This is a genomic window from Nonomuraea sp. NPDC003707, assembly GCF_053587055.1.
In genome coordinates, this window is the sequence record NZ_JBSFNK010000048.1 from 26,009 (window position 1) to 45,773 (window position 19,765).

General features: G+C 71.8%; 21 protein-coding genes. 5 read left to right on the forward strand and 16 right to left on the reverse strand.

Translation table 11 applies throughout. The features are described from left to right. Positions 1-77: 77 nt before the first annotated feature. Positions 78-938: a glycerophosphodiester phosphodiesterase gene (locus ACWDRB_RS59260; protein ID WP_449910385.1), complete on the forward strand. Its 861-nt coding sequence runs from the start codon at positions 78-80 to the stop codon at positions 936-938. Here ACWDRB_RS59260 and ACWDRB_RS59265 read toward each other — a convergent pair. The 6 genes from ACWDRB_RS59265 to ACWDRB_RS59290 are packed head-to-tail and all read right to left on the reverse strand — an operon-like array spanning position 910 to position 6,931. Further along, complete coding sequence (locus ACWDRB_RS59265; protein ID WP_350740937.1) at positions 910-1,725, reverse strand: FadR/GntR family transcriptional regulator; 816 nt, start codon at positions 1,723-1,725, stop codon at positions 910-912. The two genes, ACWDRB_RS59260 and ACWDRB_RS59265, sit on opposite strands and share 29 nt — an antisense overlap. Then, the gene (locus ACWDRB_RS59270) at positions 1,722-2,849 is read right to left on the reverse strand and encodes an ABC transporter ATP-binding protein (RefSeq protein WP_449910388.1); all 1,128 of its coding nucleotides are present in this window, start codon (positions 2,847-2,849) and stop codon (positions 1,722-1,724) included. The genes ACWDRB_RS59265 and ACWDRB_RS59270 overlap by 4 nt, the downstream gene beginning before the upstream one ends. Beyond that, entirely contained in the window at positions 2,846-3,655 is an 810-nt protein-coding gene (locus ACWDRB_RS59275; protein WP_449910390.1) for a carbohydrate ABC transporter permease, read from the reverse strand. The genes ACWDRB_RS59270 and ACWDRB_RS59275 overlap by 4 nt, the downstream gene beginning before the upstream one ends. Next, positions 3,652-4,521 carry a carbohydrate ABC transporter permease gene (locus ACWDRB_RS59280; protein ID WP_449910392.1) on the reverse strand — a complete coding sequence of 290 codons (870 nt, stop codon included), beginning with the start codon at positions 4,519-4,521 and terminating at the stop codon, positions 3,652-3,654. Before ACWDRB_RS59280 ends, ACWDRB_RS59275 begins: the two co-directional genes overlap by 4 nt. Further along, a complete protein-coding gene (locus ACWDRB_RS59285; RefSeq protein ID WP_449910394.1) occupies positions 4,518-5,801 on the reverse strand; it encodes an extracellular solute-binding protein in 1,284 nt (427 codons plus the stop codon). The genes ACWDRB_RS59280 and ACWDRB_RS59285 overlap by 4 nt, the downstream gene beginning before the upstream one ends. Before the next feature lie 14 nt (positions 5,802-5,815). Next, the gene (locus ACWDRB_RS59290; RefSeq protein ID WP_449910396.1) at positions 5,816-6,931 is read right to left on the reverse strand and encodes a cellulase-like family protein; all 1,116 of its coding nucleotides are present in this window, start codon (positions 6,929-6,931) and stop codon (positions 5,816-5,818) included. Between the two features lie 131 nt (positions 6,932-7,062). Here ACWDRB_RS59290 and ACWDRB_RS59295 point away from each other — a divergent pair, with 131 nt between their 5' ends. Together ACWDRB_RS59295 and ACWDRB_RS59300 are read left to right on the forward strand one after the other, a co-directional pair. After that, positions 7,063-8,268: a mandelate racemase/muconate lactonizing enzyme family protein gene (locus tag ACWDRB_RS59295; protein ID WP_449910398.1), complete on the forward strand. Its 1,206-nt coding sequence runs from the start codon at positions 7,063-7,065 to the stop codon at positions 8,266-8,268. Between the two features lie 28 nt (positions 8,269-8,296). After that, the gene (locus ACWDRB_RS59300) at positions 8,297-9,349 is read left to right on the forward strand and encodes a zinc-binding dehydrogenase (RefSeq protein ID WP_449910400.1); all 1,053 of its coding nucleotides are present in this window, start codon (positions 8,297-8,299) and stop codon (positions 9,347-9,349) included. A 30-nt stretch (positions 9,350-9,379) separates the two neighbouring features. On the opposite strand, the gene ACWDRB_RS59305 is transcribed toward ACWDRB_RS59300, so the two are convergent. Next, positions 9,380-9,811, reverse strand: coding sequence for a MarR family winged helix-turn-helix transcriptional regulator (locus ACWDRB_RS59305; RefSeq protein WP_350740953.1), 432 nt, complete (start codon positions 9,809-9,811; stop codon positions 9,380-9,382). A gap of 102 nt (positions 9,812-9,913) precedes the next feature. On the opposite strand from ACWDRB_RS59305, the gene ACWDRB_RS59310 reads away from it, so the two are divergent. Then, on the forward strand, positions 9,914-11,362 hold the full coding sequence (locus ACWDRB_RS59310) for an MFS transporter (protein ID WP_449910402.1): 1,449 nt from the start codon (positions 9,914-9,916) through the stop codon (positions 11,360-11,362). A gap of 35 nt (positions 11,363-11,397) precedes the next feature. Here ACWDRB_RS59310 and ACWDRB_RS59315 read toward each other — a convergent pair whose 3' ends face one another. From ACWDRB_RS59315 to ACWDRB_RS59325, 3 genes are all read right to left on the reverse strand, one after another. Then, positions 11,398-12,552 carry an NAD(P)/FAD-dependent oxidoreductase gene (locus ACWDRB_RS59315; protein WP_449910404.1) on the reverse strand — a complete coding sequence of 385 codons (1,155 nt, stop codon included), beginning with the start codon at positions 12,550-12,552 and terminating at the stop codon, positions 11,398-11,400. Continuing rightward, positions 12,549-12,749: a ferredoxin gene (locus tag ACWDRB_RS59320; RefSeq protein ID WP_350740959.1), complete on the reverse strand. Its 201-nt coding sequence runs from the start codon at positions 12,747-12,749 to the stop codon at positions 12,549-12,551. The genes ACWDRB_RS59315 and ACWDRB_RS59320 overlap by 4 nt, the downstream gene beginning before the upstream one ends. Positions 12,750-12,827: 78 nt before the next feature. Continuing rightward, entirely contained in the window at positions 12,828-13,577 is a 750-nt protein-coding gene (locus ACWDRB_RS59325; RefSeq protein WP_449910406.1) for an SDR family NAD(P)-dependent oxidoreductase, read from the reverse strand. An 85-nt stretch (positions 13,578-13,662) separates the two neighbouring features. Between ACWDRB_RS59325 and ACWDRB_RS59330 the strand changes: the two genes are divergently transcribed. Next, positions 13,663-14,223 (forward strand): TetR/AcrR family transcriptional regulator, encoded by a 561-nt coding sequence (locus ACWDRB_RS59330; protein ID WP_449910408.1) that lies wholly within the window; start codon positions 13,663-13,665, stop codon positions 14,221-14,223. Between the two features lie 28 nt (positions 14,224-14,251). On the opposite strand, the gene ACWDRB_RS59335 is transcribed toward ACWDRB_RS59330, so the two are convergent. The 6 genes from ACWDRB_RS59335 to ACWDRB_RS59360 all read right to left on the reverse strand — a co-directional run bounded on the left by ACWDRB_RS59335 (position 14,252) and on the right by ACWDRB_RS59360 (position 19,752). After that, the gene (locus ACWDRB_RS59335) at positions 14,252-15,049 is read right to left on the reverse strand and encodes an ABC transporter permease (RefSeq protein ID WP_449910410.1); all 798 of its coding nucleotides are present in this window, start codon (positions 15,047-15,049) and stop codon (positions 14,252-14,254) included. Further along, complete coding sequence (locus ACWDRB_RS59340; RefSeq protein ID WP_449910412.1) at positions 15,046-16,002, reverse strand: ATP-binding cassette domain-containing protein; 957 nt, start codon at positions 16,000-16,002, stop codon at positions 15,046-15,048. Before ACWDRB_RS59340 ends, ACWDRB_RS59335 begins: the two co-directional genes overlap by 4 nt. Positions 16,003-16,094: 92 nt before the next feature. Next, positions 16,095-16,619 carry an EXLDI protein gene (locus ACWDRB_RS59345; RefSeq protein ID WP_185072484.1) on the reverse strand — a complete coding sequence of 175 codons (525 nt, stop codon included), beginning with the start codon at positions 16,617-16,619 and terminating at the stop codon, positions 16,095-16,097. Positions 16,620-16,684: 65 nt separating this feature from the next. Next, positions 16,685-17,572: a DNA-3-methyladenine glycosylase family protein gene (locus ACWDRB_RS59350; RefSeq protein WP_449910414.1), complete on the reverse strand. Its 888-nt coding sequence runs from the start codon at positions 17,570-17,572 to the stop codon at positions 16,685-16,687. A 110-nt stretch (positions 17,573-17,682) separates the two neighbouring features. Next, positions 17,683-18,963 carry an esterase-like activity of phytase family protein gene (locus ACWDRB_RS59355; protein WP_449910416.1) on the reverse strand — a complete coding sequence of 427 codons (1,281 nt, stop codon included), beginning with the start codon at positions 18,961-18,963 and terminating at the stop codon, positions 17,683-17,685. Positions 18,964-19,113: 150 nt separating this feature from the next. Beyond that, positions 19,114-19,752, reverse strand: a complete 639-nt coding sequence (locus tag ACWDRB_RS59360; RefSeq protein ID WP_350740974.1) for a FadR/GntR family transcriptional regulator — start codon at positions 19,750-19,752, stop codon at positions 19,114-19,116. Positions 19,753-19,765: the final 13 nt, after the last annotated feature.

The window sequence follows — 19,765 nt, forward strand, 5'->3', positions numbered from 1 at the left end:
CACTTTTCGACGTAACTCGACATAAGAGGTCCGTGTCGGGTTCGGGGGACAAGAAGGGCCGGGCCGGAGGATCGCTCATGTACCGTCTGCTGGGTGCCGTCGTCATCACCGCACTGGCCGTCATGGCGAGGCCCGCCGCTGCCGCGCCGTGGGAGGTCGACAACATCGCGCATCGGGGCGGATCCGGGTACGCGCCCGAGAACACCATCGTGGCCTGCGAGGTGGCCCGGACCCAGCGGGCCACCATGTGCGAGTACGACGTCCAGCAGACGAAGGACCAGCGGCTCATCCTGATGCACGACCAGACGCTGGCCCGCACCACCAACGTCGAGCAGGTCTTCCCCGGGCGCTCCCCCTGGCGGATCGCCGACTTCACGCTCGCGGAGATCCAGCGCCTGGACGCCGGCTCGTGGTTCTCCTCCCAGTTCCAGGGCGAGAAGGTGCCCACCCTGGAACAGGGACTGCGGGAGATGAGCAGGCGCGGGGTCGGGATGCTGCTGGAGATCAAGCACGATCCGGCCAGCACGGACATCGACGAACGGGTGGCCGCCGAGCTGAGGAAGTACCGATCCCTGTGGAAGGGCAGGCGGCTGGCCGTGCAGGCGTACAACTGGGAGTCGATGCGGAACCTGCACGAGATGATGCCCGACCTCCCCGTCGCGCTGATGGGCAAGCCGGACGCCTCCCGGCTGGAGGACCTGGCCGGGTTCGCCGCCGCGGTCACGGTGCCGCACAGCGGCCTCACCGCGACCTACGTCAGGCAGGTCCACGAGCACGGCATGCGGGTCTACACGTGGACGACGGACCGGCGGGCCGTCATCCGCCGCCTCATGTCGTACGGCGTGGACGGCATCATGACCGGGCGGCCCGACCAGATCGACGCCGTCAAGCGCCGGGCCATGCGCGTGGTCATGAGGGCTGGCGGAGGTCGGCTATGAGGTCGTCGCCGGACGCCGCGAGCCGGTGCTCGATGACGTCGGCGAGATCGGTGTCCATGTCGGGCCCGTAGAAGTCCTCGGCGAGGTCGAGGTGGCGGCGCATCGCCTCGCGGGCCCCGTCGGGGTCGCGGTCGAGGATGGCCTCCAGGATCACGGTGTGCAGGGGCTCGCCGGCCTCCCGGACCTCGCGGTCGCTGAGGCTGCGCAGCATCAGCCCGTAGGTGAGGTCCTGGATCGCGGTGAACATCATGTGGATGACCGGATTGCCCGAGGCCCTGGCGATGGTCTCGTGGAAGGCGAGATCGACCCGCGCCCTGGCGTGCACGTCGCCCGGCCGGGCGAAGAGCTGGTGGACCCGCAGCAGGTCGGTACGGTCGCGCTTGCTCGCGTTGGCCGCGGCCAGGCTCGCCGCCTCGGTCTCCAGCATCACCCGCGCCCGCATGAGCTGGCGGGCGGTCACCCCGGCGGCGCGGGCCGCGAGGTTCATCGGCCGCATCAGGTTCTCGGCCGTGTAGTGGCGGACGAAGCTGCCCCGCTGCGGCGAGACCTCGATCAGCCCGCGCTCCTGCAGGGCCTTGAGGACCTCCCGGATGACCGGGCGGCTGACCGCGAACTCGGTCGCCAGGTCCCGCTCGGAGGGCAGGCGCACGCCGGGGGCCCAGTGTCCGGTCAGGATCCGGTCTTCGAGAACGGCGATCAGCGCACCCGGACTGGTCGGCGGCTTTCCCCCGATATTGGGTTCGGCGGGGCTCTCGAGTGACGGTTTCCTCCCGCGCTCAGCGGTCATGCCGACCACGGTAGCGGCTCGCCGCCGGTGCCGAGCCGCGCTCCGTGCCAGCACGCCCGCCCATCCGGGCCGAACAGGTGAAGATCGGTCAGCGGCACATAAAAGGTCGCGCGTTCCCCGTCGCGCGGCCCGGTGCGGGGCGGCACGCGGGCGACGATCGCCCGGCCCGTGTCGTCGCGCAGGTGCAGGATGCTCTCGTTGCCGAGGTTCTCCCGGTACGACAGCGTCGCCTCGATGGGCAGGGCGGCCCCGTCGTCGGCCCGTACGCGTACGGACTCGGGCCTGAACCCGACGCGCACCGACTCCGGCAGTTCGTCCGGCAACCGGGGCAGCCGCCAGCGCAGGTCGCCGCTGATCAGCTCCACCCCGTCCGCGTCCGCCCGCGCGGTGGCCTCGATCAGGTTCATCTGCGGGCTGCCGAGGAACGTGGCGACGAACACGGTGGCCGGCTGCTCGTAGATCTCGGTCGGGGTGCCGATCTGCGCGAACTCGCCCTCGTTGAGCACCGCGACCCTGTCGCCCATGGTCATGGCCTCGACCTGGTCGTGGGTCACGTACAGGACGGTCCCCTTGGTGCGGCGGTGGAACTCGATCAGCTCGGCCCGCATCTGCACGCGCAGCGCGGCGTCCAGGTTCGACAGCGGCTCGTCCATGAGGTAGGCGGCCGGCTCCCGGATCATGGCGCGCCCCAGCGCGACCCGCTGCCGCTGGCCGCCGGAGAGCTGGCCCGGCTTCTTCCTGAGCTGGTCGGCGAGCCCGAGCACGCGGCTGGTGTCCTCGATCCGCTGCCGGATGACGTCCTTCGGCACGTGATGGGCGCGCAGCCCGAACGCCAGGTTGCCCTCGACGCTCAGATGCGGGTAGAGGGCGTAGTCCTGGAAGACCATGCCGATCCCGCGGTCGCCGGGGTGGGCGTGGGTGACGTCCTTGCCGCCGACCGTGACCCGGCCGGCGCTGACCGGCTCGATCCCGGCGACGATGCGCATCAGCGTGGACTTCCCGCACCCCGACGGGCCGACGATCACCAGGAACTCCCCGTCGCGGACGTGCAGGTCGACGTCGGCGAACAGCACCTGGCCGCCGTACCGCTTGGTGACCCGCTCGATGCGGATGCCGTCGGTCATCGCTTGACTCCTCCGAGGGTGAGGCCCGAGACGTAGTAGCGCTGCAGCAGGGCGAACAGGACGAGCGGCGGCAGGATCGACAGCAGCGCGGCCGCGGTCTGCAGGTGGTAGACGATCCCGTGCTCCCCCTCGAAGGACGACAGCGCGAGCGGCAGCGTCCACAGCTCCTGCTCGCTGGCCGCGATCAGCGGCCAGATGAGGTTGTCCCACTGGGCCAGGAACTGCAGCAGCAGCACCGTGAGCAGGGCCGGGCGCAGCAGCGGGACGGCGATGAGGAAGAAGATGCGCAGCTCGCCGGCGCCGTCCACCCGCGCGGCGTGCAGCATCTGCGCGGGGATGCCCAGCGCGAACTGCCGGACCAGGAAGACGCCGAGCGCGCTGGCCACGAACGGCGCGATCAGGCCCTGGTAGCTGTTGAGCCAGCCGATCTCGCTGAGCGCCACGAACACCGGGATCATGACGACCGCCGGGGTCAGCGACAGCGCGATGATCACCAGGTTGAGCAGCGCGGCCCGGCCCGGGAAGCGCAGCCGGGCCAGCGCGTACCCGGCCGCCGCCGAGATCGCCACGTCCAGCACGGAGACCGCCGAGGCGATGACGAGGCTGTTCAGCAGGTAGCGCGGGAAGCGGCCGTCGGTCATGATCTCGCCGAGGTTGTCGAACAGCGCGAACCCGTGGAAGCGCAGCCCGGACAGGTCGCTGTCGTCGGGTGCCGAGGCGAGCACGATCATGGAGTAGAGCGGCAGCAGCATCAGCGCCACGAAGCCGACGAGGGCCACGACGGTGAGCGAGCGTCGGATTCTCATTCCTCGTCACTCCTGATCAGCTTGAACTGGGTGAAGGCGAAGACCAGCAGCACCACGAGCAGCACGATCGCGATCGCCGACGCGTAGCCGAACCGGGAGAAGGAGAACGCGTTGTTGTACAGGTAGAGCGGCAGCACCTGGGTGGCGTTGACGGGCCCGCCCTTGGTGAGCAGGTAGGCGGGCACGAACGACTGCATGGCCCCGGTGACGGCCACCACGATCACGAAGGTGAAGGTGCGGCGCAGCAGCGGCACGGTGATCAGGAAGAACGTCCGCAGCGTGCGGGCGCCGTCGATGGCCGCGGCCTCGAAGACGTTGGCCGGCAGGGCCTGCAGCCCGGCCACGAAGATGATCACGTAGAGCCCGACGTACTTCCAGATGACCATCACGAGCAGCGCCCAGATGGCGTAGTCGGAGTCGGTGAGCCACGGGCGGGCGCCGACGAGGGTGTCGGCGAGCCCGCCGGTGGAGTAGATGACCTGCCACAGCACGGTGGCGCCGACCAGCGGCATCACCGCGGGGACGAAGACCATCCCGCGCAGCCAGGCCCGCAGCCGGCCGGGCTTGGCCAGCGGCACGGCCACGACCAGCGCGATCACGATGGTCGGGCCCACCGCGAAGACCGTGTAGAGCACGGTCACCCACACGCTGCTCCAGAACTCCGCGCTGGTCGCCATCTCGCGGTAGTTGTCCAGGCCCACCCACTGCGGGGTGCCCGACAGGTCGTACGAGGTGAAGCTCAGGTAGAGGGCCGCGAGCGCGGGCAGCGCCCAGAACAGGACGAAGTACACGATCGCCGGGGCGGCGAGGCCCGCGCCCGCGCGGGCCTCGACCCCGGCCATGGTGGCCCGCCGTGCAGCGGTCATTTGAGAATCCGCCCCACCGCGGCGTCGAAGGCGGCCGCGGCCTCCTGGGCGGAGCGCTGCTTGTGGATCACCGACTCCAGCGCGTCGAGCAGCGCCTTCATCGTCTCGGTCCACTGGGGCAGGACCGGGCCGAAGTCGGTGTACGGGAGCTGCTCCTCCAACTGCTGGCTGGCCTTGTCGCGGGCGCTCGGCAGCTTCTGCCAGCCAGCCGCCGGGGTGACCAGGCCGGTGGCGGCCAGCTGCTGGTCGACATGCTCGGACGTGGACAGCCAGTTAACGAAATGCCAAGCCGTATACGGATTTTTCGCCTTTTTGGCGACCATCCACCCCCATGAGTAGCCGGAGGCCACCTTCTCCTTGCCCGCCCAGTTCGGCACGACGGTGCTGTCGAAGGTCTTGCCCAGCTCGGCCTTGGCATTGAGCGCCGGGATGAGGCTGGAGGTGAACCGGCCGGACACCAGCATGGCCGCCGTGCCCTTGGCGAACAGGCCGAACGCGCCGACCGGGTCGTTCAGCTTGGGATTGCCCTGGCGGCCGTAGTATTCGAGCGCCTGCAGGCCCGCCGGGGTGTTCAGCCCGCCGCGTCCCGTGCTCTCGTCCACGATCCTCCCGCCGAGGCCGTTGATCAGCGGGATGAAGTTCAGCATCGCCCAGATGTTGTCGGCGAGCTGCCACTGGAGCCCGACCTGGGAGCCCGTGGTGAGCTTGGCGTTGAACTCCTCGACCTCCTCCCAGGTCTTCGGAGGCTTGTCGGGGTCGAGCCCGGCCTGCTCGAAGCGGTCGCGGCGGTACCAGAGGTGGACCGAGTTGAAGTCGATCGGGACGCCGTAGACCTGGTCCTTGTAGGTGAGGGCGGCGAAGGCGTTCGTGTCGAACCTGGTCTTGAGCTCGTCGATGGAGCCCGCTCCGAACTCCGCCGGCGGCAGCGGCGCGACCTGCCCCTTGGACGCCCGCTCGGCGAGGGTCCAGGCGCCGACCTTGATCAGGTCCGGTGGCGAGCCCGTGGTGAACGCGGTGGAGAGCTTGGTGTCGAGGTTGGCGATGGGGATGTACAGCGGTTTGACGGTGACCTTCGGGAACTGGCGCTGATACTCGGCGATCTTGGCATTGAAGTATTTGGTGTTCGCCTGCTCCTCGTGCATCCAGACGTTGACCGTGCCCTGGGGCCCGGACTCCTTGGAGCCGACCGGGGCGCCGCTCGACCCGCAGGCGGCCAGCGGCGTCGCCAGGCTCAGCAGGGCGGCGCCGCGCAGGAGGTCTCGACGGGGGATATCACTCATGTGTCCGGTTCCTCTCAGGGGACGGTCGTGAATTCGGTGACCCCCGCGTGGATGGCGTCGGTCATGCGCCGGTGCCAGGCGATGTCGCGCCACATGCCGTCGAACTGGGGGCCGCAGAAGTTGCTGGTCGCCAGCGCCTCCCAGCGCCCGGTGGCCAGCGCGGCCCGTACCCCGATCTCGCACAGCTCCTTGACCCAGCCCCAGTCGCGGCCGGGGCCGTCCTTGTAGTTCACGATTCCCCAGCATTCGGTGGTCACCAGCGGCTTGCCGGCCGCCCGCGACCATGCCGCGACCTCCCCGATGTGCTCGGTCAGGCGGCCGGCCCACCGCTGCGGGTCGGACCGGTACAGGCGCTCGGCCGGTCCGGACAGCGGCTCGTAGGCCCGGGGGTCGAACTGGGAGTGGTGCAGGTCGTAGCCGATCTCCGCGTAGAAGTCGGTGGTGGCCTGCGGTGTCATCCACACGTGCGGTTCGAGCAGGTCCAGCTCGGACAGGTCCTCGCCCGGGGCGCCGGTGGTCTCGGTGCAGCCGGACAGCGTGTAGCGGTAGCGGGGGTGGGCGGCGCGCAGGGTGGAGATCGCCTCTTTGGCCCAGGTCTGTACGGCCGCGTCGCCCCGGGACAGGGTCTCGGCGCCCGCGTCGTTGCCGTACAGGAAGGGCGCCCACATCGCGAGCGGCCACTCGTTCACCAGGTCGACGAAGTAGACGGCGTCGGCGAGGCCGGCGTCCTCGATCGCCGAGAGGGTGACGTCCCAGATCCGGGCCAGGTCGGCCGGGGTCCTGATCCGCGAGCGGACGTCGAGTTCGTCCTTCCTGAACCACGAGGACAGCGCGACCCGCAGCCCGCGGTCCGCGCATGCCCGGATGAAGTCGAGCAGGCCGGGCAGTACGCGTACGGAGACCGGCTCGGTGGCGCCCCAGGACTCGAAGTGCCACACGGGGAGCAGGCGCCAGGTCCGCTCCGGATCGGCCGCCACCAGGTGGGGGAAGGCGTCGATGCGTACCGCGTCGTAGCCCCGTTCGGCCAGTTCGTCGAGTGCGCGGTCCCAGTCCTGGTAGCCGGCGCCGTCCCAGCGCCGTTCGAGCCAGGAGAAGTCCCACATGGTGATCGCTAGGGGACTGGTGGTCAACGTCATAGTCTCAACATCCGTTCGATGTTGGTCTTACCAGATTGGTAGATCGTGGCTGGCCGAAGCGTGACTGTCAAGGCTCCTCTTGGTCCTTGCGGGTTACTGGTCTAACCAGCTAGCGTTCTTGGACCATGAGCACCCGAGCCGTCGCCGGCCTGGAGACCATCCGATGCCCGATTCAGCCCAACGTGCTCCTGATGCGGCTGCACGCCGACGACGGCCTGACCGGCCTCGGCGAGTCGTTCTTCGGGGCGGAGGCGGTCGAGGCCTACCTGCACGAGACCGTCGCACCACTCCTCGTGGGAGCGCCGCTGCCCAGCCCCGAGCGGCTGCGCCGGCTGCTCACCGGCCATGTGGGCTTCCAGGGCAGCGGGGTCGAGACCCGGGGCAACGGGGCCGTCGACATCGCCGTGTGGGACCTGCTCGGAAAGGCCACCGGGCAGCCCGTTGCCACCCTGCTCGGCGGCCCCTACCAGGACAGCCTCCCCGTCTACAACACCTGCGCGGGCCCCTCCTACGTCAAGAACGAGCCGCGCCAGGCCGTCTCCAACTGGGGCCTGGCCGACACGTCGCGGTACGAGGACCTGCGCGGCTTCCTGGAACGGCCCGGCGAGCTGGCCAGGGAGCTGTGGGACGAGGGACTGCGGGCCATGAAGGTGTGGCCGTTCGACCAGGCGGCCGAGCGCACCGGCGGCATGCGGCTGGAGCGGGCCGACCTGCTGGCCGGTCTGAAGGTGCTCGACGACATCAAGAACGCCGTCCCCGAGATGGACGTCATGGTCGAGCTGCACGGCCTGTGGAGCCTGCATGCCGCGCTCGGGCTGGTCAAGGAGCTCGAACGCGTCAGCCCGTACTGGGTCGAGGACCCGCTGCGGTCCGACAGCCAGGCCTCCTACGCCACGCTGCAGGCCGCGACGCCGGTGCCGCTGGCCACCGGCGAGACGCTGACCGGGCAGCGCGCGTTCCGCGGGCTGCTGGAACGCGCGGGGATCCGGGTGGCCATCGTGGACATCGGCTGGACAGGCGGGCTGACCGAGGCCCGCAAGATCGCCGCGCTCGCGGACTCGTACGACCTGCCGTTCGCGCCGCACGACTGCACCGGGCCGATCTCGTTCGCGGCGTGCGTACACCTGGCCCTGAGCCAGCCCAACGCGCTGGTGCAGGAGAGCGTGCGCGCCTTCCGCCACACCTGGTACGGGGAGCTGGCCACCGGCCTGCCGCTCGTGGAGGACGGCCGGGTGCGCCTGGAGGACCGGCCCGGCCTGGGCGTGGAGCTCACCGACGGCCTCACCAGCCGCCCGGGCGTCACCACCCGCCTGACCGGCACCCGCCCATGAGCCGCGCCCGGCGGAGCGGGGTGCGGAGATGACGCGGATGGCGGCGTTGCGCTGGTACGGGCGCGGCGATGTGCGGCTGGTCGAGACCGAGATCCCCAGCCCCGGTCCCGGCGAGGTCCTGATCGCGGTGACGCTCTGCGGCATCTGCGGCAGCGACGTCGAGGAGTACCGGGCGGGACCGATCGTCGTGCCGGTCACGCCGCACCCGCTGACCGGCCGGACGGCCCCGCTCACCCTGGGGCACGAGGTCGTCGGCGTGGTCGCCCGCCCCGGCCCCGGCGTCGACCTGGCCCCGGGCACCCCGGTCGTCCCGGACGTCGTGCTGGGCTGCGGCCGGTGCTGGTGGTGCGCCCGCGGGGACTACCCGCTGTGCGAATGCGGGGCGGCGCTCGGACTGCAGGACGATGGAGGGCTGGCCGAGTACCTGGTGGCGCCGGCCGGCCGTTGCGTCCCGCTGCCCGAGGGCATGCCCGCCGAGGTCGCCGTCTTCGCCGAGCCCGCGGCGGTCGCCGTACGGGCGCTCGACAAGGCCGGTGACGTGTCCGGGGCCGTGGTCGCGGTCGTCGGGTCCGGCGCCATCGGGCTGCTGGTCGCCCAGGTGGCCGCCTGTCGCGGGGCGGCGGCCGTCGTCGCGGTCGACCCGGACCCGGGCCGCCGCGCGCTGGCCGATTCGTGCGGCTTCACCGGCGCGGCGCCCGGCGAGGCGGCGGACGCCGTCCGCGAGCTGACCGGCGGCCGTGGGGCCGACGTGGCCGTGGAGAGCGCGGGAACGCCCGCCGCGGTGACGGACGCGCTGTCGCTGTGCCGCCGCGGCGGCACCACGGTCCTGCTCGGCGTCACCCCGGAGCCCGCCGCCCTGTCCACGCTGGACGTGGTGCTGGGGGAGAAGCGCATCGTGGGGTCGGCCTCGCACCGATGGGACACCGACGTACGCGCCGCCGTCGCCCTGCTGCACGCCGGTCACCTTCGGGTCGATCGGCTCCCCGTCCAGACCGTCCCGCTCCCGGACGCCGTACGACGCGGCCTGGCCGACCCGCCCCGTGACGTCCTGAAGACCATCGTCACCGTCACAAGCGCCTGAGCGGACGGCACGCCGCCCCGCGTGCCGCCGTCAGTGTTCGATGCTGGCGTTGAAGTGGGCCAGGCCCCGGGCGAACGCGGCCAGCTCCTCCGGGGTCCAGTCCTTCAGGACCGTGGCGAGCCCATGGATCCGGTACTCGCGCTCCCCGGCGACCCGCCGCAGCCCCTCCTCGGTGATGCGGAGCTTGCGGGCCATCCCGCCCTCGGGGTCGGGGATGCGCTCGGCGAGCCCGTCGCGGAGCAGGACGGCGGTCTGCCGGTTGACGGTGGAGGTGTCCAGGCTGAACGCCTGCGCGAGCTGGCCGATCGACATCGGCCCCTCGGCCTCTAGCCGGCTGAGCAGGATGTAGCTGCTGCCACGCTCCAGCCGTCGTTCCGAAGCAGGCGCGGCCGACGACGCCAGCTCCTTATATCGGCCGATGAGCATGAGCTCACGCTCGATGTCAACGATCTCCTCGCGCATGATTACCTCCCCACGGCGGTCAGAATATCCCTCTATATGGTGATGTGTAGGATACATACCATATGCATCGTGCATATAATTCTGCGAGATACGGGAGAACTCATGAGTTCAACGCGTGCCGCACCGTCCAGTGGCGCGATCATCAGCGTGCTGGCGGCGGCGGGCATCACGGTCTCGCTGATGCAGACCCTGATGGTGCCGCTGATCGCGACCCTGCCGACCCTCCTGCACACCACGGCCGCCAACGCCTTCTGGGCCATCACCGCGACCCTCCTGGCCGGCGCGGTCGCCATGCCCGTCTCGGGGCGGCTCGGCGACCTGTACGGCAAGCGCCGCGTCATGATCGTCAGTGCGGTCCTGCTGGCCGTCGGCTCCCTGGTGTGCGCCCCCGCCAACTCGCTGGCCCCCATGGTGATCGGCCGCGCGCTGCAGGGACTCGGGATGGGCGTGATCCCGCTGGGCATCGCCATCATGCGGGACGTGCTGCCGCCGCAGCGGCTCGGCTCGGCCATCGGCCTGATGAGCTCCTCGCTCGGCGTGGGCGGAGCGCTCGGCCTGCCCGCCGCCGCGTTCGTCGCCCAGTACGTGAGCTGGCACGCGCTGTTCTGGGGAGCCGCCGCGCTCGGCGTGGTGATGAGCGTGCTGATCTTCATGATCGTGCCGGAGTCGCCGGTCAAGTCGCCGGGGCGCTTCGACTTCGTGGGGGCGGCCGGTCTGGCGGCCGGTCTGGCCCTGTTCCTGCTGCCGGTCTCCAAGGGCAGCGACTGGGGCTGGACGAGCGGCACCACGCTCGGCATGTTCGCCGCCTCGGCGGTGATCCTGCTGCTGTGGGGCTGGTGGGAGCTGCGCGTGTCCGCGCCCCTGATCGACCTGCGCACCAGCGCGCGCCGTCAGGTGCTGCTGACCAACCTGGCCTCCATCGTCATCGGCTTCGGCATGTACGCGATGTCGCTGATCACGCCGCAGCTCCTGCAACTGCCCGAGGCCACCGGGTACGGCCTGGGCCGGTCGATGGTCGAGGCCGGGCTGTGGATGGCCCCGGCCGGGCTGGTCATGATGGCGATCTCGCCGGTGGCCGCCCGCCTGTCGGGGGCTCGCGGGCCCAAGACGTCTCTGCTGCTCGGGACGATCGTCATCGCCTCCGGCTACCTCCTGGCCCTCGTCCTGATGGGGCACGCGTGGGGCGTCCTCGTCTTCTCGTCCGTGGTCAGCGCCGGGATCGGCTTCGCGTACGCGGCCATGCCGTCCATCATCATGAGCGCCGTCCCGCGTACCGAGACGGCCGCCGCCAACGGGCTCAACAGCCTGATGCGCTCGATCGGCACGTCCTGTGCCAGTGCCGTGCTCGGGGCGGTGCTGGCCAACCTGACGGTCACGTTCGGGTCCGTGACGCTGCCGTCCGAGGCCGGGTTCCGCGCCGGCTTCCTCATCGGCGGCGGGGTCGCCATGGTGGCGGCGCTCATCGTCCTGACCATCCCCGGCCGCCGCGCCGCGCAGCCGCAGCCGGCCGGCCTGCCCGCCGACACCGACCAGCAGGTCCGCACCCGCTGACCCACGTGGGGTGGCAGGCCGCCACCCCACGTGGGTTACGTCGTGCCCAGTTGACCGCGGCGCAGGCGGGCGGCCTTGGCCATGTTCCAGCCCAGCACCGCCGTGACCACGCCGTCGAGCCGGTAGAGGGCGACGAAGCGGTTCTGCTCGGGGTCGCCCTCGACCACGCTCACCTCCGCCTCGGGCGACGGCAGCCCGTGGACCTGGAGCTTGACGTCGTACTGGTCGGTCCAGAAGTACGGGACGGGCGCGTAGGCCAGGTTCTCGCCGAGGATGTTGGCGGCCACGACCTGGGCCTGCTCGACGGCGTTGGTCCGGTTCTCCAGCCGCAGCCGCCGGCCGAGCCCCTCGTGCTGCCAGGAGGCCACGTCGCCCACCGCGTAGACGCCGTCGCCGGCGCGGCAGCGGGAGTCGCACTCCACGCCGTCGCGCAGGGCCAGCCCGCTGTCGCCGAGCCACCCGGTCGCGGGGCGGGAGCCGATCGCCACCACCACCGCGTCGGCGGGCAGCAGCTCGCCGGACGCCAGGCGTACCCCGGTCACCCGGCCGCTCTCGGAGGCCAGGCCCTGAACCCCGACGCCGAGCCGCAGCCGGACGCCGTGCTCGGCGTGCTTCCTGGTGAGCAGCGCGGCGGCCGGGTCGCCGAGCTGGTCGGCCAGGACCGCGCGGCCGAGGCCGACGAGGGTGACGTCCAGGCCGAGACCGCGCGCGGTGGCGGCCACCTCCGCCCCCAGCACGCCCTCGCCCACGACGACGAGGCGCGGTCCTTCGAGCAGGTGGGTGCGGAGCGCGAGCGCGTCGTCCAGGGTGCGCAGCACGTGCACGCCCGCCAGCCCGTCCTGGCCCGGCAGCCGGGACGGGGTCAGCCCGGTGGCCAGCACGACGGCCTGTGCGCGCAGGGTCCGCCCGGAGGCGGCGGACACCTCCCGCGCCTCGGGGTCCAGCCGCACCGCGGGGTCGCCGAGGATGAACGTCGCACCCAGCTTGTCCAGCTCGGTCTCGGCCCGCAGGTGCGCCCGCTGACTCTCCCACGTGCCGGCCAGCACCTGCTTGGACAGCGGCGGGCGATCGTAGGGCGGGTGCGGCTCGGCGCCCAGGACGGTCAGGCGGCCCTGGTGGCCCTTGCGGCGCAGCGCCTCCGCGACGGCCAGGCCGCCGGCGGAGGCGCCCACGATCAGGACGTCCGTCAAGACTGCCCGTCCAGGGTGATCGCGGCGGCCGGGCAGACGGCGGCCGCCTCGCGTACGGCGGCGTGCAGGGGCTCGGCCGGCGACGGGTCCAGCAGGATCACGATGCCGTCGTCCTCACCCTGGTCGAACACCTCGGGGGCGATCAGCACGCAGCTGCCTGCCCCGCAACATTTGTCCGTGTCGACGGTGACGTTCATCAGAGGGTTCCTTTCGGTTCTACCGGCGCCGCAGGCCGCCGACGACGAGCCCTTCGCGGCGCTTCAGCTCCTCGGCGGTCAGGCCGCCGACCAGCCGCCGTCAACCGGGACGATCGCCCCGTTGACGAACGAGGCGGCGTCCGAGGCGAGGAAGAGCGCGGCGTCGGCCATCTGCTCCGGCTGGGCCAGCCGCTCTCCGAGGGCGAGCACGGGGCTGAGCCGGGCGGCGCCGGTGGGGTCGAAGGAGGCGTTCGTGGCGATGTTGGTCATGGTGGGGCCGGGCAGGATGGCGTTGCAGCGGATGCCGTCCTTGGCGTGCGCCCAGGCCACGCTGCGGGTCAGGCCGACCACGCCGTGCTTGGACGCGGTGTAGGCGGCGCCGGCCGCCCCGCCGCGGATGCCGGCCTCCGAGGCGGTGTTGACGATCGCGCCGGAGCCCTGGCGCAGCATGTGCGGCAGCACCGCGTGGGTGACCAGGAACGTGCCGGTCAGGTTCACCCGCAGGACCCGCTCCCAGAGCTCGACCGGGATGTCGGCGGGCAGCGCCATCGTGTCCATGATCCCGGCGTTGTTGCACAGCACGTCGATACGGCCGTACGCGCCGATCGCCGCCTCGGTCAGCGCGGTCACCGACGCCTCGTCGGAGATGTCGGCGGAGACCGCGACGGCCGCCTCGCCGATCTCCTCGGCGGTCCGCCCGGCCGACTCCTTGTCGATGTCGCAGGCCACGACGCGGGCGCCCGCCTTGGCGAACGCCACGGCCATCGCCCGGCCGATTCCGGACCCCGCACCTGTGATCAGGGCGACGCGATCGTCGAATGTGCTCAAGAGCCCGTCCTTTCGCCAGCCGTCCTCCGGCCATGCTTGCGGCACGGCAACCGGACGATGTTGTCCGGTTGCTACGATACCCGCTGTGCCGGAGTCACGTCGACCGAACAGAGGACCGAGTGCCGCAGCCGAGAACCGGGCGGCGCTGGTCGCGGCCGCCCGTGAGGTGTTCGCCAGCGCCGGATTCAACGCGCCGCTGAGCACGGTCGCCCGCGCCGCCGGGGTCGGGCAGGGCAGCCTCTACCGGCACTTCCCCGACCGGATCAGCCTCGCGATGGCCGTCTTCGAGGACGGCGTCACGGAGCTGGAGGCGCTGGCGGCCCGGCCCGGCACCACGCTCGACGACCTGCTGGCGCTGCTGACCGAGCAGGCCATCGCCTCGACCGCGTTCATCGAGCTGGTCAGCACGCGGCCGAGCGAGCCCGATCCCCGCATCATCGACGTACGCGATCGCGTGGCGGGAGTCCTGTCGGGCGTGCTCGGCGACGCCCGGCGCGCGGGAGACGTCCGTGACGGCGTCTCGGCCGACGACCTGGTGCTGGCCATCGGCATGCTCGCCGGGGTCCTGGCCAAGACCCCGGCACCCGACCGGCGCGCCACCGCCGGCCGGGTGTGGGCGCTGCTGCGCGAGGGCATCGCGCCCTGAGCGAGCCCGCGCCCGTCGCCGGGAGGGGTCACCGGCTGACCGCCCGCTTGTACAGGCGCGTGGCCAGCGGCACGAACACCACCAGGATCAGCACCGACCAGGACAGCGACACCGCCACCGCGTGCTGCAGCGGCCAGGCCTGCGGGCGCGTCGCGGCCGCGTTGCCGAACAGCTCGCGGGCGGCCTGGATCACGGTGGAGACGGGGTTCCACTCGGCGACGACCTTGAGCGGCCCCGGCAGGCGGCCGGTGTCGACGAAGGCGTTGGACAGGAAGACCAGGGGCATCGACACGATGGTGGCGATGTTGTTGAACACCTCGGGCGTGCGCAGGGCCAGCGCCACGGCCGCCGTCACCCAGGAGAAGGCGTACGCGAAGAACAGCAGCAGCAGGAAGCCCAGCACGGCCTCCAGCGGCGAGGTGTGGATGCGCCAGCCGACGGCCAGGCCCACCAGCGCCATCACGACGATGCTGGTCACGTTCATGAGCGCGTCGCAGACGGTCTGGCCGACCAGCACCGCCGAGGGTGCCATCGGCAGCGTGCGGAACCGGTCGAAGATGCCCTTCTGCAGGTCCTGGGTGAGGGTGTAGCCGGTGATCTGCGCGCTGGTGACGATGGTCTGGACGAAGATGCCCGGGATCATGTACTCGCGGTAGGACATGCCCGGCAGCTCGATCATGCTGCCGAAGACGTACGCGAACAGCAGCACGAACACGATCGGCAGGATGACCGCGCCGCCGAGCAGGTCCGGGGCTCGTCTGATCTTGAGCGCGTTGCGCTTGGTGATCGTCACGCCGTCGGCGAGCGCGATCTGCAGGGCGTTCATCGGGCGGGCTCCTTCTCGGCGGTGACCTCGTGGCCGGTGAGGGTGAGGAAGACGTCGTCCAGGGTCGGGCGGCGCAGCCCGGCGTCGCGGACCGTGACGCGTTCGGCGGCCAGCAGGCCGAGCGCGGTGGTGAGCGCGGCGGTGCCGCCGGTGACCGGGACCGTCACGTGCAGCGCGGTGGGGTCGATCCGTACCTCGCCGAAGGAGGCCAGGGCGTGCCGGGCAGCCGCCAGGTCGCCGGCGCCGGCCACGGTCAGCTCGATCCGGTCGCCGCCGACCTGGTCCTTCAGCTCGTCGGCGGTGCCGAGCGCGATCACGTGACCGTGGTCGACCACCGCGATCCGGTCGGCGAGGCGGTCGGCCTCCTCCAGGTACTGGGTGGTGAGCAGTACGGTCGTGCCGCCCGCGACGAGCTCGGAGATGACGTCCCACAGGTCTGCGCGGGCCCGGGGGTCCAGGCCGGTGGTGGGCTCGTCGAGGAAGAGCACGGGCGGGTCGGCCACCAGCGCGCCGGCCAGGTCGAGCCGGCGCCGCATGCCGCCGGAGTAGCCCCGCACCGGGCGGTCGGCCGCGCCGGTCAGGTCGAAGCGCTCAAGCAGTTCCCGGGCGCGCTGCCTGCTGCGCCCGGCGCCCAGGTGGTAGAGGCGGCCGACCATCTCCAGGTTCTCGGCGCCGGTCATGTGGTCGTCGACCGCCGCGTACTGGCCGGACGCGCCGATGTGCGAGCGCAGCCGGTCGGCCTGCGTGACGACGTCCAGGCCGGCGACGGTGGCGTGTCCGGCGTCCGGTCTCACCAGGGTGGTCAGGATCCGTACCGTCGTGGTCTTTCCTGCGCCGTTGGGGCCGAGCAGGCCGAGCACCGTGCCCTCGGGGACGGACAGGTCCATCCCGTTGAGGGCGACGACGTCGCCGTACTTCTTGACCAGGCCCTCGGCGTGAATGGCGGGGGGCATCGCGGGATTTCTCCTTTTATTGGGAGGTTAACCATGATTTATGGGCATGACGGGATGGCGGACGGTCGCCCGCCCGCTTCGATCAGCGGGTGCTAGATGTCCAGGTCCTCGACGGCGGGCCGCTCGGCCAGGTCGGCGATCAGGTCGTAGAACTCGTCAGGGATCTTGCCGCGCAGTTCCTCGACCGTGTCGAAGACGTCCAGCGTGGCCGCGCCCTGCACGAAGCCCCATCTCGTCTCGCCCAGGCCGAGGTAACCGCGCCAGGTGCTCACCCAGTCGTCGGACTCCGAGCCGCTCACCCAGTCGGGCGAGCGGTCGACGTGCAGGACGAACTTGCCCTTGCGCGAGCGGTACACCCGGAACATCTCCACCCGCCCGCTGCGGCTGGTGCGGCCCCACTCGCCGAGCAGCACACCGGAGAAGCGCTGCTTGCGCCCGGCGCCCTGGCCGACCTGCACGATGATCTCTTCGTAGCCCTCCTGGCGGCCCTCCTCCATCTCGACGTAGCGCCGCAGCGCCACGCTGATGGCGGTCGACAGCTTGCCGCCGGCGAGCTCCTGCGCCCGCTGGAAGATCGGCAGATCCTCGTCCGACACGTAGATCGTTTTGTTCGGCATCGTCTCATCCTCATCCCGTATACGTATGAGTCTACGTATACGGGAAGCGGATGGCAACGGGGCTCTCAGTCGCGGTCGTCGACGGTCCCGTAGGAGGAGGCCCTGAAGAGGAAGGAGGCCCAGGATCGGTAGGGCCGCCACGCCTCGGCCAGCTTCCGGTACGCGCTCGGCGGCGCGTCCTCCGGCAGGCCGTACGCCTCGCGCAGGATCGCGAACAGGCGCGGCTCGTCGCCGGGGAACGCGTCCGGCGCGCCCGCGCCGCGGATCAGGATCAGCCCCGCGGAGAACGGCCCCACGCCGGGCAGCGCGCGCAGCTCGGCCAGGGCATCCTGCGGGTCGAGCGCGCGCAGGTGCTCGGTGGTGAGCACGCCGTCGAGCGCCGCCCGCGCCAGGCCGCGCAGCCACTCCTCCTTCTGCGCCGGCAGCCCGAGGCCCCCGGCCTCCAGCAGCGACACGGGCGGGGGGAAGGCCGATTGCTCCTGCCCGTCGACGGAGACCTTCGCGCCGTACCGGTCCGCGATGCGCTGCTTGATCCGCGAGGCGATGAGCATCGACGAACGCTGCACGATCACCGCCCAGCACGCGGCCTCCCACGGGCTCCAGAAGCACACCGGCCGCAGGCCGGGGCTGCGCCGCTGCAGGTCGCCGAGCACCGGGTCGGCCTCGCCGAGCTTGGCGAAGCCGGCGCCGTCGACGTCGAGAGACAGGATCCGCGCCACCTCGCCCCGGATCCCCGGCCCGGCGGGCCGCGTCGTGGCCACGGCGACCCCGCCCGGCGCGCCCGTCACGGTGACGCCGATCGGCAGCCAGTCGGATTCCGCGCTGTAGGCGAAGCGCATCGCCCGCCCGTCGGAGGGCAGCGCGCTGGTGGCCGGCCAGTCCTCAAGGAAGCGCAGCGAGGCGTCGAAGTCGAACGGGCCCTCGGCGGCGAGCGTGAATCCGTGCGTGGTCATGCGCGAATAGTAGGCGCCGGCAAGGACGGTCACGCACCGGAGCGGCCGCATGACAAGCGTCCGCGCGGGCGGCCGGCCGTCGCGCCGAGCGGGACGGCCGGCCGCGGTGCTCAGCCGATCGGGCGGGGGAGGCGGATCGTCAGGATGCGGCTGGGGATGCCGGTGTCCACCAGGCGGCCGTTCGCGTCGAAGGTGCCGACGCCGAAGTCGTTGTCGTTGGCGATGGCGATGGTCCTCGGGTCGAGCACCGCGACACCCTCGATCTTGCCGGGCAGCCCGTCGATCGCCGCCAGGTCCACGGTCAGCGACTTGGCCGCCACGGTGACGTCCGCGGGAAGGGAGGCCTCCAGCGACGGCGTGGTCGCCGGGTCGTCGTGGCGGCCGCCGAGGAGGTCGGTCGCCTTGCGGAGGTCGACGGTGTAGAGGCGGGCCACGGCGTCGGTGCGCTCCTGGAGCAGCAGGCGGCCGGGCTTCAGCACGCTGAGCGCGGAGATCTTCATGTCGCCCTGCTCGGCGGCCGGGTCGAAGGTGGCGACGTCCTCCATCTTGTAGGCCCACTCGCCGGTGGGCCGCCCGGTCCGCAGGTCCACCCGCAGGATGCGGGCGATGCTGGAGGCCTTGCCGGTCTTCTTGTCGGGGTTGGCCAGCGGGCTCTGCACGGCCAGGTAGAGGGCGCGCTCGGAGGGCGAGACGCCGAGCGCCTCGATGCCGCGGTTCTGCTGGCGACTGGCGAAGATGGCGGGCAGCGTCTCGCGTACGGGGTAGCCGGCTCCGGTCAGGCCGAGCCCCTTGGGCACGTACCGGGTCAGGATCCGCCCGTCGCCGGCCACGTGCAGGAGCGAGGGGGAGTACTCGTCCACCAGCCAGAAGCCGCCGCGCCCGTCCGTGACGATGTCCTCGGTGTCCAGCCCGTTCGGGTCGTAGGGGAGCGTGGTCAGGCCGTCCCAGGTGTAGGGGGCCTCGTCGTGGCCGGACTGGTTGGACAGGCCGGTGATCGGCGTGCCGTCGGACTTCTTCAGCGGGATGCTGCGGACGATGCGTGCCGTGCCGTGCCGGACGGCCACGCGCACGATCGCGGGCGCGAACTCCGGCACCGGGAACGTGCGCCGCTTCTCGCCGTTGACCTTCGGCTCGCCGTTCGGGCCGCGGTCGGTCACCATCCAGTACTCACCGTCGCGCCCGGCGGGGTACAGGCCGCTGCCGACGCCGCCCAGCTTGACCCCTCGGGAGTCCTGGACGATTCCGGGCTCGAACGCGGCCAGGTCCGGCGCGGGCAGCGTCACGTCGGACAGGATCCGCGGCTCCTTCACGGGGGAGGCGGCGGCGGGCGCGGCGAGTGAGCCGGCAAGCGCCGTGCCGATGGCGAGTGCGGCGACAAGGTGACGAGACATGGCGCTTCCCTTGGGGGCAAATGTGCTGATTCGGGGTGGAACCTACAGAGGTTCGATGTCCAGCCGCCGAAGCGCACATGAACGCGCGTTGACGTCACCGCACGGCAATCTCAGGCGCCGTCGCGTGACGGCGCCTGGGCGCGCGGTGGGTCAGACCCGGAGCAGGGAGGCGCAGGCGGCCGCCGCCGCGTCGGCGTCGCCGATCACGACGGCTCGGGCGAGAGCCGTCAGGCGCTCGGCCGAGACCCGGGCGTCGTCCAGCGGCGCGGCCTCCGAGAGCAGGTCGTCGAGATCGGCCAGCAGGCTCGCTCCCGCGAGCCTGCGCACACAGGGCCAGGTGTCGGAGAAGCGCACCGGCCGGCCGTCGGCGTCGAGCAGGGCGAGCCGGAGGCTGCGGTCGGGATGCGCCGCCGCGCTGCGCGCCAGCCCCGCCATGATCGCCTCGCGGGCCCGCGCGAGCTCCATCGGGTCGCGCTCGGCCAGCGATAACGCCGGATCCAGCGGTGACTCCTGCCGGGTCTCCTGCAGCGCCGGCGCGAGCACCACGGCGCCGTTGCCGTGCTGGACCTCGACCATGCCCTGGACCTCGAGCGCCACCAGGGCGCGGCTCAGGGTCGCCCGGCTGACGCCGAGCTCGGCCGCCAGGCGACGCTCGGGCGGCAGGCGGTCGCCGGGGGAGAGCCCCTGAGCCTCGATGAAGCGCGCGATGTGGTCGGCCAGCTGCACGTAGAGGCGGGGACGCTCCATCCGCTCGGGAACCGCGGCGGTCTGCGGGCGCTTCTTGGTCACGGGGGACAGTCTA

Bases quoted from the DNA above. Each gene is read 5' to 3' on its own strand.
- ACWDRB_RS59260 (WP_449910385.1), top strand. From the start codon at position 78: ATGTACCGTCTGCTGGGTGCCGTCGTCATCACCGCACTGGCCGTCATG.
- ACWDRB_RS59265 (WP_350740937.1), bottom strand. From the start codon at position 1,725: ATGACCGCTGAGCGCGGGAGGAAACCGTCACTCGAGAGCCCCGCCGAA.
- ACWDRB_RS59270 (WP_449910388.1), bottom strand. From the start codon at position 2,849: ATGACCGACGGCATCCGCATCGAGCGGGTCACCAAGCGGTACGGCGGC.
- ACWDRB_RS59275 (WP_449910390.1), bottom strand. From the start codon at position 3,655: ATGAGAATCCGACGCTCGCTCACCGTCGTGGCCCTCGTCGGCTTCGTG.
- ACWDRB_RS59280 (WP_449910392.1), bottom strand. From the start codon at position 4,521: ATGACCGCTGCACGGCGGGCCACCATGGCCGGGGTCGAGGCCCGCGCG.
- ACWDRB_RS59285 (WP_449910394.1), bottom strand. From the start codon at position 5,801: ATGAGTGATATCCCCCGTCGAGACCTCCTGCGCGGCGCCGCCCTGCTG.
- ACWDRB_RS59295 (WP_449910398.1), top strand. From the start codon at position 7,063: ATGAGCACCCGAGCCGTCGCCGGCCTGGAGACCATCCGATGCCCGATT.
- ACWDRB_RS59300 (WP_449910400.1), top strand. From the start codon at position 8,297: ATGACGCGGATGGCGGCGTTGCGCTGGTACGGGCGCGGCGATGTGCGG.
- ACWDRB_RS59305 (WP_350740953.1), bottom strand. From the start codon at position 9,811: ATGCGCGAGGAGATCGTTGACATCGAGCGTGAGCTCATGCTCATCGGC.
- ACWDRB_RS59310 (WP_449910402.1), top strand. From the start codon at position 9,914: ATGAGTTCAACGCGTGCCGCACCGTCCAGTGGCGCGATCATCAGCGTG.
- ACWDRB_RS59320 (WP_350740959.1), bottom strand. From the start codon at position 12,749: ATGAACGTCACCGTCGACACGGACAAATGTTGCGGGGCAGGCAGCTGC.
- ACWDRB_RS59335 (WP_449910410.1), bottom strand. From the start codon at position 15,049: ATGAACGCCCTGCAGATCGCGCTCGCCGACGGCGTGACGATCACCAAG.
- ACWDRB_RS59340 (WP_449910412.1), bottom strand. From the start codon at position 16,002: ATGCCCCCCGCCATTCACGCCGAGGGCCTGGTCAAGAAGTACGGCGAC.
- ACWDRB_RS59345 (WP_185072484.1), bottom strand. From the start codon at position 16,619: ATGCCGAACAAAACGATCTACGTGTCGGACGAGGATCTGCCGATCTTC.
- ACWDRB_RS59350 (WP_449910414.1), bottom strand. From the start codon at position 17,572: ATGACCACGCACGGATTCACGCTCGCCGCCGAGGGCCCGTTCGACTTC.
- ACWDRB_RS59355 (WP_449910416.1), bottom strand. From the start codon at position 18,963: ATGTCTCGTCACCTTGTCGCCGCACTCGCCATCGGCACGGCGCTTGCC.